The 16256-nt window shown below is 70.2% G+C and carries 10 protein-coding genes and 2 pseudogenes; 5 read left to right on the forward strand and 7 right to left on the reverse strand.

From position 1 onward, the window contains the following. Window positions 1–14 precede the first annotated feature (14 nt). Window positions 15–752, reverse strand: a complete 738-nt coding sequence (locus tag D9753_RS31150) for an SDR family oxidoreductase (RefSeq protein WP_121790030.1) — start codon at window positions 750–752, stop codon at window positions 15–17. Between the two features lie 221 nt (window positions 753–973). Here D9753_RS31150 and D9753_RS31155 point away from each other — a divergent pair, with 221 nt between their 5' ends. Beyond that, window positions 974–1789 carry a helix-turn-helix transcriptional regulator gene (locus D9753_RS31155; protein WP_121790031.1) on the forward strand — a complete coding sequence of 272 codons (816 nt, stop codon included), beginning with the start codon at window positions 974–976 and terminating at the stop codon, window positions 1787–1789. A 90-nt stretch (window positions 1790–1879) separates the two neighbouring features. Here the strand turns inward: D9753_RS31155 and D9753_RS31160 are convergent, their stop codons facing one another. Continuing rightward, on the reverse strand, window positions 1880–3163 hold the full coding sequence (locus tag D9753_RS31160; RefSeq protein ID WP_121790032.1) for an MFS transporter: 1284 nt from the start codon (window positions 3161–3163) through the stop codon (window positions 1880–1882). 132 nt (window positions 3164–3295) lie between these two features. On the opposite strand from D9753_RS31160, the gene D9753_RS31165 reads away from it, so the two are divergent. From D9753_RS31165 to D9753_RS31185, 4 genes and pseudogenes are all read left to right on the forward strand, one after another. Beyond that, the gene (locus tag D9753_RS31165) at window positions 3296–4231 is read left to right on the forward strand and encodes a LysR family transcriptional regulator (RefSeq protein WP_121790033.1); all 936 of its coding nucleotides are present in this window, start codon (window positions 3296–3298) and stop codon (window positions 4229–4231) included. A 191-nt stretch (window positions 4232–4422) separates the two neighbouring features. Beyond that, window positions 4423–5526, forward strand: a complete 1104-nt coding sequence (locus tag D9753_RS31170; protein WP_163010841.1) for a PP2C family protein-serine/threonine phosphatase — start codon at window positions 4423–4425, stop codon at window positions 5524–5526. A 9-nt stretch (window positions 5527–5535) separates the two neighbouring features. After that, a pseudogene (locus D9753_RS31180) lies at window positions 5536–5928 on the forward strand (NAD(P)H-dependent oxidoreductase); the annotation flags it as partial. 201 nt (window positions 5929–6129) lie between these two features. Continuing rightward, entirely contained in the window at window positions 6130–6672 is a 543-nt protein-coding gene (locus D9753_RS31185) for a DUF4232 domain-containing protein (protein WP_121790035.1), read from the forward strand. Window positions 6673–6912: 240 nt separating this feature from the next. Here the strand turns inward: D9753_RS31185 and D9753_RS39490 are convergent, their stop codons facing one another. From D9753_RS39490 to adh, 5 genes and pseudogenes are all read right to left on the reverse strand, one after another. Beyond that, entirely contained in the window at window positions 6913–7224 is a 312-nt protein-coding gene (locus tag D9753_RS39490; RefSeq protein WP_394346775.1) for a kynureninase/PvdN C-terminal domain-containing protein, read from the reverse strand. Window positions 7225–7290: 66 nt separating this feature from the next. Next, on the reverse strand, window positions 7291–7530 hold the full coding sequence (locus tag D9753_RS38295) for a hypothetical protein (protein ID WP_121790036.1): 240 nt from the start codon (window positions 7528–7530) through the stop codon (window positions 7291–7293). A 226-nt stretch (window positions 7531–7756) separates the two neighbouring features. Further along, window positions 7757–8029: pseudogene (locus tag D9753_RS39495) on the reverse strand (hypothetical protein); the annotation flags it as partial. A gap of 262 nt (window positions 8030–8291) precedes the next feature. After that, a complete protein-coding gene (locus tag D9753_RS31205) occupies window positions 8292–14249 on the reverse strand; it encodes a P-loop NTPase (RefSeq protein WP_121790038.1) in 5958 nt (1985 codons plus the stop codon). 435 nt (window positions 14250–14684) lie between these two features. Then, a complete protein-coding gene (adh, locus tag D9753_RS31210) occupies window positions 14685–16208 on the reverse strand; it encodes an aldehyde dehydrogenase (RefSeq protein ID WP_121790039.1) in 1524 nt (507 codons plus the stop codon). Between the last annotated feature and the right edge of the window lie 48 nt (window positions 16209–16256).

The raw sequence follows: 16256 nt of genomic DNA on the forward strand, positions 1-16256 counted from the left end.
TAGGGCCGGGGAGGTCAGCTCTGGGCCGTGGGCCGTACGACGATCTCGCTGACGTCGACCTCGGCGGGTTGCTCGATCGCGAAGGCGATGGCCCGGGCGATCGCGTCGGGCCGGATCGCGATGTGGTCCCGCATCCTTGTGATCTCGGCTCTGACCTGGCTGTTGGTCGACGCCTCGGCGAAATCGGTCACCGTCGGCCCGGGGGAGACGGTGGTCACCCGCAGCGAGCGGCCGGCTTCCTGGCGCAGCCCCTCGCAGATCGCCCGGACCGCGAACTTGGTGCCGGCGTAGACCGCCATCGCCGGCACGATGCGAAACGCGGCCGTGGAGGCGATGGTGATGAACTGCCCGGCGCCCTGTGCCCGGAAGACCGGCAGCGCCGCGCCGATCGCGTGCAGCAGACCCTTCACGTTGACGTCGACCATGTGATCCCACTCTTCGACGCGCAGATCGTCGAGCGGCGAGATCGTGCCGACTCCCGCGTTGCTGACGAGCACGTCCAGCCGGCCGAACCGCTCACCGGCCAGCGCGACCAGAGCGTGCAGGTCGTCCCGCCGGGTCACGTCGGTACGGATCTGTACGGCTGTGCCACCCGCCCTCTCGATCCGGGTCACCAGTTCCGCCAGCCGCTCGGACCGGCGCGCGCCCAGGACGAGCCGCGCGCCGCGTTCGGCGAGCAGCAACGCGGTCGCCTCACCGATGCCGCTGCCGGCTCCCGTGACAGCCACCACTTTGCCCTTGATCCCGGACATGAAGTCGTCCTCTTTCCTCCTCGGCACCGGGCCTGGGGTAGGGGGCGGCAGCGGCTCCGAGTGGAGCGTGCGCAAGTCGCCGCGCACTGGACGGCCGGGTGCCGGTGCGACCCTGAGAGGCCGTCGGCGGCGCCGTGGCCTTGTGCTCGCTCGCCAGTCTTCAGGAGCCGTAGCCTGGTATCCAGACCGTACTTATCCTGGAACCAGGGGTGCTATCCGACATGCCCACGCAGCCGGGCCGAAGCGACCGACACCGTCAGCTCGGTGCGTTTCTGCGCAGCCGGAGAGAGCGCCTGACCCCGGACGAGGTGGGCCTGCCCCGGACCGGCCGCCGCCGGACCCCGGGGCTTCGCCGGGAGGAGCTGGCGCTGCTGGCCGGAATCAGCGCCACCTGGTACACGTACCTGGAGCAGGGGCGGGAGATCCGCGCCTCCGAACAGGTGCTGAACGCACTCGCCACGGCGCTGCGGCTCGACCGTCACGAGCGTGACCATCTCCTCCGGCTCGCCGGTCACGCGCCTGCGGCCGAAGCCGGGGAACGCGAGCCACTGACGGCCGGGGCCGGAGCCGTCCCCCTGTTGCTCCAGCCGCACCCGGCCTACATCATCGACGGCACCTACGACGTCCTCGGCCACAACCAGGCGGCCCGCGAACTGTTCCCGAAGCTCATCACCGGGGCGGACCGGCCGGCCAACTTCGTCCGCTGGGTGTTCCTCGAACCGGTGGCCCGGGAGGTGCTGCTCGACTGGGAACCCGAGGCCCGCGGCCTGCTCGCCCGGCTACGGACGCTGGCCGCACGCCACACCGGCGACGCGCGGTACACCCGGCTGATCGAGGAGCTGAACGAGGGCAGCCCGGAGGTGCGGGACTGGTGGCCCCGGTACGAGGTGCAGGCCCGGCACAGCGGTCGGAAACGGCTGCGGCATCCGCGGCGGGGAGCGATCGACTACGTGTACACCGCGTTCCACCTGGCCGAGCAGCCGGAACGGACGCTGGTGGTCTATTTCGACAGCGGCGGACTGCCCGACGGGGCGTAGCCGTGACCGGCCCGGTCGATCCCGACCCCACGTCCGCGCCTGCTGACCGACGCCCGCCTCGGCTCGGCCGGCGGGCAGGAGCCCGACCTCTCAGGGGTGCGCGCGCCGAGCACGTGCCGGGGCGTGCGCCGGTGCCGGCTCCGGTTCGGCGGGAGGCGCTGCCGTGCGGCGGGGGAGCAGCAGCGGGGTCGCCAGCAGGAGCACGCCGGCCAGGCCGATGGCCGTACGCGGACCGAGCAGGCCGCCCAGCACACCCCAGACGGCCGTCAGCAGCGCGGTCGAGGCCTTGGTCGTCACCGCCCAGGCGGACAGTGTGCGGGCGGCCCGGTCGGTCGGGGTGCGTTCGAGGCGGTAGGTGGCGTACACGGGGTTGAAGACCCCGCAGCAGAAGATGAGCCCGAGTTCGACGCCCATCACCAGCAGCAGCCCGCCGGTGCCCGGCCCCAGGAAGGCCAGGCCTACGGGCCAGAGCGCGCGCAGGGCCCCGACCAGGACCAGGATCCGGTGCTGCCCGAACCGGGTGACGAGCGGCCGGGCCAGCCGAGAACCGAGCAGTCCGCCGACCGAGGGCGCGGCGAAGGCGAGACCGTACTGCCACGGCGCGAAACCGAGCCGGCCGATCATCAGGACGGCCAGCAACGGCTGGGTGGCCATCAACAGGCCATTGAACAGCGCGGTGTTGAAGAACAGCGGACGCAGCGTCGCGTCGGTGAGGATGTACCGCCAGCCGTCGAGCAGGTCTCCGGCCCGCATGCGCGCGGCCTCCCGGCGCTCGGGCGGCGGCTCCTCCCCGCCCGTCGCGCGGATGCCCAGGGCCGAGAGCAGGTAGCTGACCGCGTCGGCCACCACCGTCGCCAGCGGACCGAGGAGCCCGATCGCCGCGCCGCCCAGTGGTGGTCCGATGATCGTGGTCGTCCAGGCCGTGGATTCGAAGCGGACGTTGGCGACGAGCAGGTCCTCGGCCGGCAGCAGCGTCTTCAGGTACGCGCCGGAGGCGGCGCGGAAGGTGATGTCGGCCGCCGCGACGACGACCGAGACCAGCAGGAGCTGAAGGAAGGTGAGCACACCGAGCGCGTACGCGGCGGGGATGGTGAGCAGCGCCACGAACCGCGACAGGTCCATCGTGATCAGCACCGGCCGCTTGCGGCGGAACTCCACCCACGGGCCGAGCGGCACCGCCACGGCAGCGCCCACCGCGGCTGCCACGGAGGAGAGCGCGGCGACCTCGGCCGGTCCGGCGTGCAGCACCCGGATGGCGATCAGCGGGAACGCGCCGAAGGCGAGCCACGTGCCGAGCGCGCTGGTTCCGTACGCCCCCCAGAGCCATCCGAACCGTCGCCCCAGCCGATGTCCCGTCCGGTACCCGCTTCTCACGCTCGGCGCCCCTAGCCACTCGTCGCACAACCGTTTCGTGATCGGAAGCATCAAAGCGACCGCCGTGGCCTGCGATCAAACAACCACACAGCCGTCGGTCACAACCAGTGGTTGTGGCCCTAGGGTGTCGGTATGGACCTCGACACCGTCCGGACCTTCGTCGCCGCCGCCGACGCGGGACAGTTCCAGGAGGCCGCCGTCGAGCTGGCGGTCACCCAGCAGGCCGTCTCCAAGCGCATCGCCGCGCTGGAACGCGACCTCGGGGTGCGGCTGTTCACCCGCACCCCGCGCGGCGCCGAGCTGACCATCGACGGGCAGGCGTTCCTGCCCCACGCGCGCGAGCTGCTGCGCGTCGCCGAACGCGCGGTCGCGTCCGTGCGCACCGGCCACCGCCCGTTGCGCGTCGACGTGATCGCCTCGCGCGTCGCGGCGTCGGGCCTGATGCGCGGCTTCCACCGCGCGCACCCCGCCATCGACCTCGACGTGATGATGCTGTTCGACATCGAGACGGCCGTCGCCGCCATCCGCTCCGGTGCGATCGACGCCTCCTTCCGCGCCGTCGCCGTGCCCGGCCGGCCCCTGCCCGAGGACATCGAGTCCGTCCGGGTGCTCGACGAGCCGCTCCAGCTCCTCACCGGCCCCGCCCACGCGCTGGCGGACGCCCGGTCGGTCACCGTCGCCCAGCTCGTCGGCCACCGCATCTGGATGCCCGGCATCGTCCCCGGCACCGAGTGGGCGGCCTACTACGACGACCTCGTCGCCGAGTTCGGTCTCACCATCGAGGCCACCGGCCCCAACTTCGGCTCCGACGCGCTCCTCGACACCATCGCCGACACCCCCGCCCTCGCCACCTTCATGGGTGAGCAGACCCGCCTCGTCTGGCCCGCGGGCCACGGCCTGCGCCGCATCCCGGTGACCGACCCGACGCCCGTCTACCCGCACTCGCTCCTCTGGCACCGCGACAACCCCCACCCGGCGCTGGCCACCCTCCGCGCCCACCTCGCCGCCGCGACGCCCGGCCGCGACGCCGCCGGGACCTGGATGCCGAACTGGGTGATTCCGCGTTGACGCCGCCGCGTCGACCGATGCGCCGGAGGGACCACTTCATCGAACCGTCGCCGCCGCCGTCCGGGCCGAGGCCGTCGGTGACGTGGGTCGGGGGGCGAGCAGTGGCGTAGGGCGCTGCCGGCCGTCCGGAATCAAATGGACGTTCGACTCCGATCCGTCGGAACGCTATGTCCCTATTGCCCGGATATTCTATGAAAGTGATCGAGTCTGGATGGCCACGTCTCCTCGGCAGCTACGGCCGGGGAAGCTTTGTGCGGCTGTCGCCGGTCATCCTGACCGTCGTCATCGCCAGCCTGGCATACGCCACACCCCCGCAAATGGCCTTCAGCCGCCTCCTGCCCGCGGCTCCGGCCCTCGCCGCCGCGATGTGGCCGGTGCTCCCCACCGTCCTGCTGGGGACGGTCTGCCTTTTCCTGATGATCGGCCTCAGCCTCGTGTTCCCCGGCCTGGGGACGTGGTGGACGGCCGGGGGGATCATCGCGGTCACCGTGGCGGCCGCGTACGGAAGTCACATCCGGCTCCAGCGGGAGCGGACCCTCTTCCAGGTGCGCCTCGTCGCCGACGCGGCGCAGCAGGTGGTGCTGAGTCCCCTGCCGCGCCGCTTCGGGAGCGTCGAGATCGAGTCGCTGTATCTCGCGGCCGCGGCGGAGGCCCGTATCGGCGGGGACTTCTACGAGGTGGTCGACACGCGCTGGGGGGTCAGGCTGCTCATCGGTGATGTGCGGGGCAAGGGCCTGCCGGCCGTGGGGGCAGCCGCGGCGATCGTCAACGCCTTCCGGGAGGCGGCCCACGACGAGGCTGACATGGTCAGCGTCGCGCGACGGCTGGACGCCGGCAGCACCCGTTACAACGCCTCGTTTCCCCCCGAGGGGCCGATGGAGCGCTTCGCCACCGCCCTTCTCGTCGAGATCCCGCACGGGGGCAGGCATATCGAGATCCTCAACTGCGGACACCCCCCGCCGCTGTTCCTGAACCACGGGGAAGTCCGTGCCCTCGAGCCCACCACCCCCTCGCCACTGCTCAATCTCGCTGAGCTGATCGGCGACCACTACACCGTCGACACCTTCGACTTCGCCCCCGGCGACCTGCTGCTTCTCTATACCGACGGGGTCGCCGAGGCCCGCGCCCACGACGGTGAGTTCTTCCCGCTGACGGCCTGGTTGCGCCGACAGCCCCCGGCGCCGCCCCAAGAGCTGCTCACGGCTCTCCATCGCGACCTCCTCCGCTACAGCAGGGGACGCCTCGACGACGACATCGCCGCGCTCGCCGTGCGCCTGTGCGAAACGTCGCGATAAGCCGCCGCCAGGCTCGGTAGGGAAGTGCGTGAAGGCTACATGGGACGGCCGGCCAAGCAGCCGGCGCCCGCACCCAAGCCCGCGAGCAGGCGCAGCCCGTCCTCGGCGGGGCTGCCGGGGGCCGCGGACGACCTGCTGTTCCCGATCCACCACGGCATCCTCTACTACCCGGGCATCGAGGTGGTGCCACCGTTCGTGCTGTACGGCGCCGACCGGATGACCGGCGAGGACTTCCCGGACGCCGCCAAGGCTTGGGAGCAGCGCCTGCTCACCCGGGAGTCGACCGAGCCGATCGCGTTCCGGCGGCAGAACTTCGGCGACTACGAGATCCCCTCGCTGCACCTGAAGGAGGGACTGGAGCCCGCGGGCCGTACGGGTTTCGGGCTGCACATATGCGGCTGACCGCCGGAACGACCGCCGCCCGGGGTGACTCGGAAGTGGCGCGCATCCGCTGTCCGGCCCCGTGGACGCCGATCGGGAGCCCGGCGGACGGAAACAGGGTCTCCGGCACACCGAACCATTCCCGGGCGGTGCGCGTCTCCAGATGTGTAAGCGCGCAGTGACCTCGCGCGCCGGTTCGTATTCGAGGGGAACCCGAACTTCATGAAGAGCAAGCTGACCGCCGTGGCCCTTGCCGCCGTCGTCGTCGCCGGCACTGCCGCCGCGGCCGTCCCGGCCTCGGCCGCCCCCGCCAAGGCCGAGCCGACCCGCTGCCACACCACCGACCTGAAGGCCGGCTTCGCCACGGGGGAGGACGCGAAGCCGGAGATGGGGCAGACCGAGAAGCAGACCCAGGCGTACGTCTGGTTCACCAACCGGAGCAAGCGCACCTGCACCCTGTCCGGCTTCGCCGGCGTCGACATGACCGGCGCTCAGCAGACCGACGGCACCTGGTCGCTGGCGCGCTCCTCCAAGAAGCCCGTAAAGATGACCCTGCAGCAGGGGGACACGGTGGACTTCAGCATCACCCTGCTCCCGGTGGCCAAGTCCACGCCGCGGAACGAGAAGTTCGTTCCGGCCACATTCCTGGTCACCCCGCCGAGCGAGACGGAGCACTTCACCCTGCAGTGGCCGTTCGGCGGCCAGATCCTCAAGCAGGACGGCGCCACCCACCCGGCCACCTACCTCGATCCGGTCGGGCTGTAACCAACGGACAGCCCCTGAGCTTCCCTTCAGTGTCCCTGGCGGCCGCCACCGCTGGGACGAGAACGCACGGGGCGGCCAGGGGCTCGTCCCAGGTTCGCACGATGACGATGCGGTCGCTCGGCCGGTCCAACGACACGGCCTCGTCGGCGAACCGGCCACTGCCCGGGCCCGGACCCTCGATGACAACCGGCTCGGGGAACCGTCACACGTTGGCGCTGAGGCGGCGAAAGTGGTGTCCCGTCACCGGTCACGGCCTCCGCGGCGTCGGGTCGTACGCGGCCCCGGCGGCGATGCCCCGAAGGCGCCGCGCCGCGGTGAGCAGTTCCCCGTGGGTGGTGCAGAGCGAGTTGAAGCCGAAGCGCAGCAGGTCGGGGCGCGCATGTCAGCGATCACGCCGTGGTCGGCGAGCGCGCGTGCCAGGGCGTGGGGGTGGCGCAGGGAGCCCTGGCTGCCGCGGCGGCCGGGGCCGGACGGGGTGACGGAGGTGAACCGAAGGGGGTGAGAAGTCCGTCGGCGCAGCGCGGGAAGACCACCGCCATCGGTATACGTCATCCTCCCGGCATAGCGCAGCCCACGACGGCCGTCACGACACGACACAGCCCGCGCCGCCGGAGACTCCTAACCCACGAGCGGGATGACGGACAGGATGAGGCCGAGGATCCCGATGACCAGGCCGACCGCCTCCCACGGTCTGTCCCGGACCACGTCGCGCAGCGATCTGCGCTGGACGTCCGGCAGACTCCACGGCAGGCCGCGGAGGCCCCCGGGGAGCGACTGGTCGAGTCGCTCCAGGGCGGTGACGTTCAGGGTGGTGCCGTCGAGTGAGGTCGCCCGGTCGAGCAGGGCATCCTCGGGCACCCAGCGTCCGCCAGGGCCCACTGGTATCGACCGGGCCTTCGACTCGAGTCGGAAGAGTACGACCTGGTACTCCGTAACCGCGCCGAACGTCCGGGGAGAGTTGGACAACGGAGACCGTACCGAGTTCCTTCAGCTCGTCCCGACCCGCAGTGTGGTCATAGCCCGGCAGCTCCTCCTCCAGTTCCCGGACGGCCGCGGCACGGGCATCAGTGTCCGAGGCACGGATGTGGCCGCCCGGCAATTGGTACTGCCGGGCTCGATCGTCGTACAGCAGCAGGTACTGGGCCCGGCCACCGCGGCCCCGGAGGCGGCACTTGACCACCACCTGGACGACCTCGGTGCGGCGTAGCGGTGCGGCGTCGGGATCGAGGGCCAGCCGCCGCTCCTCCACCAGGTGGAGGAACTGCGGTCCGGACAGCACCTGGCGGCTGGTGTACGGCGGCTCGGCCGTTCCCGGCCGTTCCCAGTTGGTCCAGGATGGAACGGCCCGTCCGCACATAGGAGGCAAGGCTGTGCAGGAAATAGCGCGCTTGCGGGCTGACCGCGACCACGCCGTCCTGACCGCCCGCCGATTCGTGCTCGGACCGCAGGACGCCGAACGCACGCAGCAGCACCAGCACCATCGGCGGTGCGGTCTCGGCAGCCGGTCCGCTCAGGCCCGCCCGTCGACAGAGCTCGGACAGCGGGACCGGAGGCCCGGCATGTTCGGCCACGGCCTCCAGGAGCGCGGCGACCGCAGTCGCCTCGTCGTCCGCCACAGCTCATCCCTCCCCGTCGGAGGGCTGGGCGTCGCGGGCACGCAGAGCCCAGGTGTCCGGCCTCGGGCAGTAGGCCTCCCAGCCGTACGCCTCGGCCAACCGACGGAGCGTGCGGCCGACGGTCACCGCCTGGTAGGTCTCAGGTCCCCACCGCTCCCGCAACGCGTTCCCGAGGTCGGTGAGACGAGCCTCGCCGTCACGCGTCAGCAACTCTCCGATCAGGGTGTTCAGGTCCGCCGCGACATCCACCTCCGCCGCCGGGCGCTGCGCCGTCCCGGGAGCGCCGGCTCGATGGGCCAGGTGCACGCCGGGACGGATCTCCTCCAACCACCAACCGGGTTCACGTTCGATCCGCTTCTTCAACGAGGAGCCGACGACGTTCGCGTACGCGTCGCCGAGTCGTGATCGAAGGTTCGACCCGATCGTCTGGAGGTTGGGGGGCTTTCCCTGCCCGGCGAGTTCGTCCACGATGTGGGCGAGCGCGGTGGTGAAGGGCTCCGACGTGTTGGCGGGCGGCGCGGGAGCACTGGCTCGGTGGACCAACTGCACACCCGGCTTGAGTTCCCGCAGTTCCCACCCCGGTTGCCGTTCTATCCGCCTCTGCAGGGAACCGCCGACTACGGCGTCGTACCTGCTCTTCAAATGCTTCACGAGCCCGTTCTTCACCCTGTAGAACGTGGGCGCCTTGCCCTTGTCGACTTGTTGGAGCGCGGCGACCACGGAATCCAACGCCGTGCCGAAGTCGTCCCGCTCATCGGCGCGTCTGTCCTGCCCCGCATCCTTCGCACGGCCGTCCGGGATGCGCCCGAACACCCTCCCGCTGGTCAGGCTCAGCATCCTGTTGCCGGGGGGCCCGCTCTGCTTCAGCCAGTCCAGCTCGGCCCACAACCGCTCCAGGGACGGCAGCCCGAGACGGCGCGCGAGCGGCTGGCAGCCCTTGAACCTTTCCTCCAGCCAATCCTCGAGTTCCCGCGTCGGCACCGCGCGCACGCTCTGCGCAAGCCGCTCCTCGACCTCGTACCGCAGGTCGGTCTCGACGCGCCCGCGGAGCTGCTCCGCGTCCACCACCTCGGTGCCCACCAGCGTGGCCGTAAGGGGCAACAGCTCCAGGCCCCGCGCGTTGCGCCCACCGTTGCGGTCCATCTCCACCATGACCGCCCGTACGATCTGGCCGCGGACCGGACCGTCCACAAGCGGCGTCCGGACATCGCCGGTCGTGAAGCGCGCCCACCCGTGGTTCACCAGTTCAACGATGCCGTGCCCCTGGGTCGCATTGACGAAAGTGATGCGGCCCAGCTCCTGCCGGCCGTCGGAGGACTGCCCATGGCCGGCCGGTGTCGACCCGACCGGTTGGCCCGGGCCGCGGAGCATTTGGACGAGAGGATCGTTGTCGTCGGCGTCGAAGTAGACCCGGCCCGACTCGGCGAGGAGTTCGGCGGCGTCCGCGCCGTCGTACCGGAAGCGGGCGCTGACCCGCTGGGTGAGCCGGGACAGCCGGGGTGTGTCGCCGACCGTCTGCCATGCCTCCAGCAGGGAGATGCAGAAATCAAGCTTGCGCTGCCGGGTGAGCGTGGCAGCCTGCGCCGCGACTTGGGCGGGCGCCAGGTACACGGGCTGCCGGGCGGCGAGCGTGCGAACCGGGCCTGTCGACACCGTCTGCCGTGCCCGCAGGGCGTGATCGACGTGCCCCCGTCTGACGTCCCACGCGCGGGGCCCCTCGGGGCTGAGGCCGAGGAAGAAGTTGACCGGGGTGTTCTCGTCGCTCTCCGGAAGGAACTTGCCCCGGGAGGGGACGAAGAAGGCGGTGACCGCGCCTTCGAGTTGGATGGTGCCCGCCTGGGGCCCGCGGATGAGGTCGATGACGCCGTTCACCCGCTGCAGATGCGTGGTGTTCGTCCAGAACATGTCCCGGCGGCTCCATTCGCCCAGGTCGCTGTCGGCGATCAGCGGATACCACTCGGGGCCGGCGGACAGCCACAGATAGGAGCGGTTGGAGCGGCCCACCACGTACTTCTCGGCCTGCTGCTGCTCCACGCGGAAAGCCTCCACGTCGTTGCTGCGCCCCGTGAACCAGAGGTGGAAGAAGAGGCAGTACCGGTAGTAGTGGGCGCGCCACGAGGGGAACCGGTCCGCCCAGAGTTGGAGCTGGGAGAGCGCCTCGTCGATGTCGAACTCTGGCAGGAGCTTGTACGCTTCGAACCAGAGCCGGTAGTCCTCCTCCTTGCAGCCCGTTCTGGAGAGGTTCTGCCGGGCCAGCTCCACGATACGGGCCAGCTCGGCGGCGTCCAGTTCCCGCCAGCTACGGCCGCCGCGTACGTAGTACGCCTGAGCGAGCGCCCGCTGCATCATGGGTGTGCTGCGGTCGCCGGCGACGGCGAGCTCCCACAGCTCGACCACCGAGTCGAGGTCTCCGTACAGCCGCTTGATGTCCGCCTGGCACCGCACCAAGTAGTCGTCGTGCTGGTCCAGAGTCCCGTACAGTTGGGCGGCCTCGTTCAGCAGGAAGTTGGCCTCGGCCACGTTCTCCGCGACCCACTCGCTCGCGTCGGAGCTGAGTTCCGCGATGGACGAGACCCGTGCCGCGTCCTTGATGGCCTTGGCGACGTCGACGATGGCCTGCACATGGGTGACGTAACCATAGATGTTCTCCGGATTGAGTTTCCGGGTGGTGGCGAAGCACTCGACGGTCTGCGCGAACCATCGGTCGGCGACGGCCATCACCGACTGAACCCCGCGCCGCTTGGCGCCGCGCAGCGCTTGGCGCATCCGGCTGCGGCGCGCGAGACCGAGGGTGTGGTGATGCAGGAAATCCCACTCCGCCAGGTCCACCGCCCGCGTGACGTACTCCTCTGCTTTGTCGAGCTCCCGGTTGAGGCGGTACATCTGGTGTCGGCCCAGGTGGTTCCAGAAGTGCGGCTCGTCGGGCACGTGCTCGGTGAGGGACTTGAGCACCTGGTGGGCGGAGTTGAGATCAAGCTGCTCGATCAACGGGGCGAACTTCCGCCGATCCTCGATCCCGTCCGCAGTGCCGCCCTGCCGGTCCACGAACATCTGGCGGAGCAGCACCCGCACCGGGTCCGCGGCCACGTCGGTGGTGATCGCCAGAGCCTGGATGAAGTCGATCGACACCTCCTTGAGATGCTGCTTCCACCGGTCGTCGTTGAGGAGTTCGGCCAGTACCTGTTCGGCCAGGAGCTGATGCTGGAGGCGTACCCGGCCGTTGCGCACCGCCACCAGCCGTGCCGCTTCCGGGCCCAGCACATCGGAGAGGTCGAGCTCTGCCGACGGTGTGGAGACGTGCATCAGCTTCTGCACCAGCTCCCGCTGCAACCCGGTGTTGGAGTAGATGGTGGCCAGGGCGAGGTACTGCATGACCTCGCGCGCTCGGCCGCGTACATGGTCGAGATGGGTGCGCACGTAGGTGGAGAGCTTGGTGAACTCCCGCTCGAAGGTGACGAGGCCGTAGAAGAAGGGCGTGCGGTAGTGCTCGTAGTGCTTGGTGCCCAGCAGCCGCAGCTCGTCGATCCGATGCTGGTCGTTCGTCAGCGCGGAGTAGCGGCCGAAGAACTCGGCGGTCTCCGCCGGTTCCAGCGGCTCCGACACTTGAAGGGCGGTCCGGTTTGACTGAGCGACCCCCCGCCTGACGTAGAGAATGGTCAGCGGGGTGTTGCGCCTGGCCGACTCGCGGTACAGCACCTCCCGGTAGGACTCGCTCAGGTCGCCCGCCTCAGCGACCAGCAGCACCGGCAACTGCGTGATGGTGTACAGCAGATGCAGTCGGTCGGCGACGAGCGGGACGCGCGACGGCCCGATCGGTGCGCCGTGCGGGAGCACCGCCACCGGATACTCCTGGTGCAGGTCCCAGGCGGCGCGCAGGGCCGCGGTGGTGCCGCCGGCGCCCGGCCGGTGCTCGACCACGACGGTACGGGTGCGATGCTGCCTCAGACTGTCACGGAGGGCGGCCACGATGCCGTCGTTGACGGCGCGCACCACGTCCCGACCAGCGTCCAGATCATCCCAGCCGATGAGGCCGCCGCGCCAGAAAGCGTCATTGTCGCTCTTGTCGCCGGGCGGAGTGGCGGCATCGATCCCGTCATGCAGGATCACCAGGTGCTCGTGCAGCTTCTGCATGGTCTCCGGCGAGATCGCCACCGTGCCGTTGTCGAGGGCGGGCACCGTGTAGTCGAGGTACTCGGCGCTGCTGCCCAGTGTCGCGGTGAGGCGGTCCAGCAGGTCGCGCACGGGCAGCGGCACCTGGACCACGGGAACGTAGGGCTGTAGGTCGGCCAGTCCCACGTGCAGGAAGATCGCCTGCCCCTGGAACATCTCGTCCATGGTCTCGATGACCCGCGGCAGTCTGTTCCGGCCCCCTTCCGGCGCGGACTCGGTGCCGCCCTCGAGCACCAGGACGTACACCGGCGTATCGCCGACGAACTGGTGGAATGAGGAGGTGAGCCGACGCACGGTGTCCAGGCGACGGAGCACCCACTCGCGTCCCTCCAGGGCGGGCTCCCGGCGGAGCACGGAACCGGCGGCCAGCAGCCAGGCCGTGCCGCGCGCATAGTCGATCACCGGGCGCTCCTCGGTGAAGAGATGCACCGCGCGCTGCGCGTTGAGGACCGGGCTCGCCCAGTGGTGAAGTCCGTCGCCGTCCGAGGCCGGGTCGAGGTCGACGATCAACGACCAGGGGATGCGGCCGAGCGCCGAGATGGATGATGTGCGGGGGAGTTGCTCCGCGACGAGGACGTACCGGGCCGCGTGCGGGGAGAACCCGGAGACGGTCCCCCAGAATGACTCCCACAGGTCCTCGCGGACCCGCTCCACCTCCCCCGGCGGGGTGTGGGCCACGGGAACGCTCGGCTGCGGCGGCTGCTGCCGCGCGGCGTCGGCGAAGGTCCTGCGGTACCGCAGGGCGTACCAGCCGGCATAGGCGAGGCAGAGCCGGGTGCGTTCGTCGTCATGGGGGAAGCGCCGGGCCCACACCAGTGCGGTCGCCATGCGTACCAGCGTGAACTGCTGGTACAGGCGGTCCACCCGCCCGGTCTGCCCGGAGACCCATTCCGAGATGCCGGCGCGTGACCGCTGCAGGAAGTCCACGAGCCACTGGCAGTCGTCCGGAACCGGCTTGACCGGGACGTCCTCAGCGGCCTCCAGGCACCGGGCGAGCACGGGGCGGCGGATGGCCGGCAGTATGTTCACCAGGACGCTGACCTCGAGGTAGGCCAGGTCGAACCCGGCGACGGACCGGCGCGCCTGGTCCAGATCGACGATCCAGTAGGAGTTGTCGTCGGCAGTCACCTCGTCCCGAGGCACGAGCACGTTGCTGGTGTTGAGGTCCCCGTGGCAGATGCCCCCCATGATCGGCAGCTCGCCGCCGTCGGCCTCGCCGAGGACGGCGAGGGGATTGAGGAACGCGTGCCCGTCCTCGTGGTGGACCTCGCCCCGGAAGAAGGACGGTACAACGGCCAGGCACTCGGCGAGTCTGGCCGTTCCGGTGACCGCCGGCAGCAGGTCGTGCGGCCTCATCTGCGTCATGTCGCTCGGGTCCGCCCAGGCGTTCAGCACGTCGTGGGAAATGGAGTGCGCGCAGCGCAGCAGCCCCGTCGAACCACTGCGCGGCGGGCTGTACCGGCTGAGGCTGCCGCCGGCGAGTTGGTGCAGCGACACCACCAGCCGGACGTCGCCGTGGCGACGTTGGTCGATGCGCAGCAGACGAGGGATGTGCCGCTCGGCGAAGTCCGGGTCGGCGTCGCGGATCAGGTGATGGGCCGCCCGTTCGTTGGCCTGGGCGAGGTCCTCCTCCGCCGGGCCGACGCGTAGGACGTAGGTGCCTGACCGGAAGCCTCCGGTGTCGCCGCTGATGTCCACGCTCACCAGCTCGGCACCCGAGCGGCCCCTTGGCATCGGCTCGAAGAGAAACCGCGCGGAGGGTAACCAGAGGTTCAGGGCCTCAGTCGCCATTTCCTGATATGCGGCATCGGTGAGACGCAGCCCCTTGTCCAACGGTTCCCCCCAGCCTCAGCTGGTCGGTCACATCCTGCCATGCCCCGACCACTCAAATGGTTGTACCACCCCACATGGGTGACCAGTGGACGGATTCGTGAGTGGGCGGCGACCGATCCCGCGGACTCCCTCACTGGCCATGCGTGGATGCCTTCTCCGCCGCCCGCACCGCACGCAGGGGCTCCACAACGCCCCGCGCCTGGGAGGCGGGGACGTGCGGCAGTGGGCTCGCCCCGGCGTCTGTCCCTGCGGGGCCGGGGACGATGACCGAGGAACTCCTGATCGATCCGATTGGGCCGCGTCGTCAAGTACGCGCACCTGAACGTGCTTGGCGCACCCCTCTGGAGCTGCCTGGAGGGAAAACAACCCCTCCAGGCAGCCGACTCGATACTCCTAGAAGAACCCAAGCTTCTTGGGTGAGTAACTGACCAGCAGGTTCTTGGTCTGCTGGTAGTGCTCCAACATCATCTTGTGTGTCTCGCGGCCGATCCCGGACTGCTTGTAGCCGCCGAAGGCCGCGTGCGCGGGGTAGGCGTGGTAGCAGTTGGTCCACACCCGGCCCGCCTGGATCGCGCGGCCCGCGCGGTAGGCGGTGTTGAGGTCCCTGGTCCACACGCCGGCCCCCAGGCCGTACAACGTGTCGTTGGCAATCTTGATCGCGTCGTCGAAGTCGTCGAACGAGGCCACCGACACGACCGGGCCGAAGATCTCCTCCTGGAAGATCCGCATCCGGTTGTCGCCCTCGAAGATGGTCGGCTGGACGTAGTATCCGCCCGCCAACTCGCCGTCGTACCGCACCCGCTCGCCGCCCGTCAGGACTTTCGCGCCCTCCTGCCGGCCGATGTCCAGATAGGAGAGGATCTTCTCCAGTTGGTCGTTGGACGCCTGGGCGCCGATCATCGTCTCGGTGTCGAGCGGGTGCCCGGGTGTGATCCGCCCGGTGCGCTCGACCGCCGCCTCCAGGAACTCCGCGTAGTGGCCGCGCTGGACCAGGGCCCTGGACGGGCAGGTGCAGACCTCGCCCTGGTTCAGGGCGAACATGGTGAAGCCTTCGAGTGCCTTGTCCCTGAAGTCGTCGTCGTGCGCCCACACGTCGTCGAAGAAGATGTTCGGCGACTTCCCGCCGAGTTCGAGGGTGACCGGCCTGATGTTCTCGGAGGCGTACTGCATGATCAGCCGCCCGGTCGTGGTCTCCCCGGTGAACGCGATCTTCGCCACCCGCGGGCTCGAGGCCAGCGGCTTGCCCGCCTCCACACCGAAGCCGTTGACGATGTTCAGTACGCCCGGTGGCAACAGGTCCGCGACCAGGCTCAGCCAGTAGTGGATGGAGGCCGGGGTCTGCTCGGCCGGCTTGAGGACGACCGCGTTCCCCGCCGCCAGTGCCGGCGCGAGTTTCCACGTCGCCATCAGGATGGGGAAGTTCCACGGGATGATCTGCGCGACGACCCCGAGCGGCTCGTGGAAGTGGTACGCCACCGTGTCGTCGTCGATCTCGCCCAACGACCCCTCCTGCGCCCGGATCGCCCCGGCGAAGTAGCGGAAGTGGTCGATCGCGAGCGGGATGTCCGCGGCCAGCGTCTCCCGCACCGGCTTGCCGTTCTCCCAGCTCTCGGCCACCGCCAACGGCTCCAGGTACGCCTCCATCCGGTCGGCGATCTTCAACAGGATGTCGGAACGCTCCGCCACCGGCGTACGGCCCCACCCGGGTGCCGCCGCGTGCGCCGCGTCCAGAGCCCGCTCGACGTCCTCCGCGGTACCACGCGCGATCTCGGTGAAGGGCTGCCCGTTGACCGGCGACGGATTCTCGAAGTACCGCCCATGCGACGGCGGCACATAGGCACCGCCGATGAAGTGGTCGTACCGTGCCTGGAAAGAGACGATCGCACCCTCGGTGCCAGGCGCCGCGTATCGAGTCATCTGGTCCCTGCTTCCCGCCGCGCTGCCCGCCGTCGGACAGCTCCGGCG

It is taken from the genome of Streptomyces dangxiongensis, assembly GCF_003675325.1.
GTDB lineage: Bacteria > Actinomycetota > Actinomycetes > Streptomycetales > Streptomycetaceae > Streptomyces > Streptomyces dangxiongensis.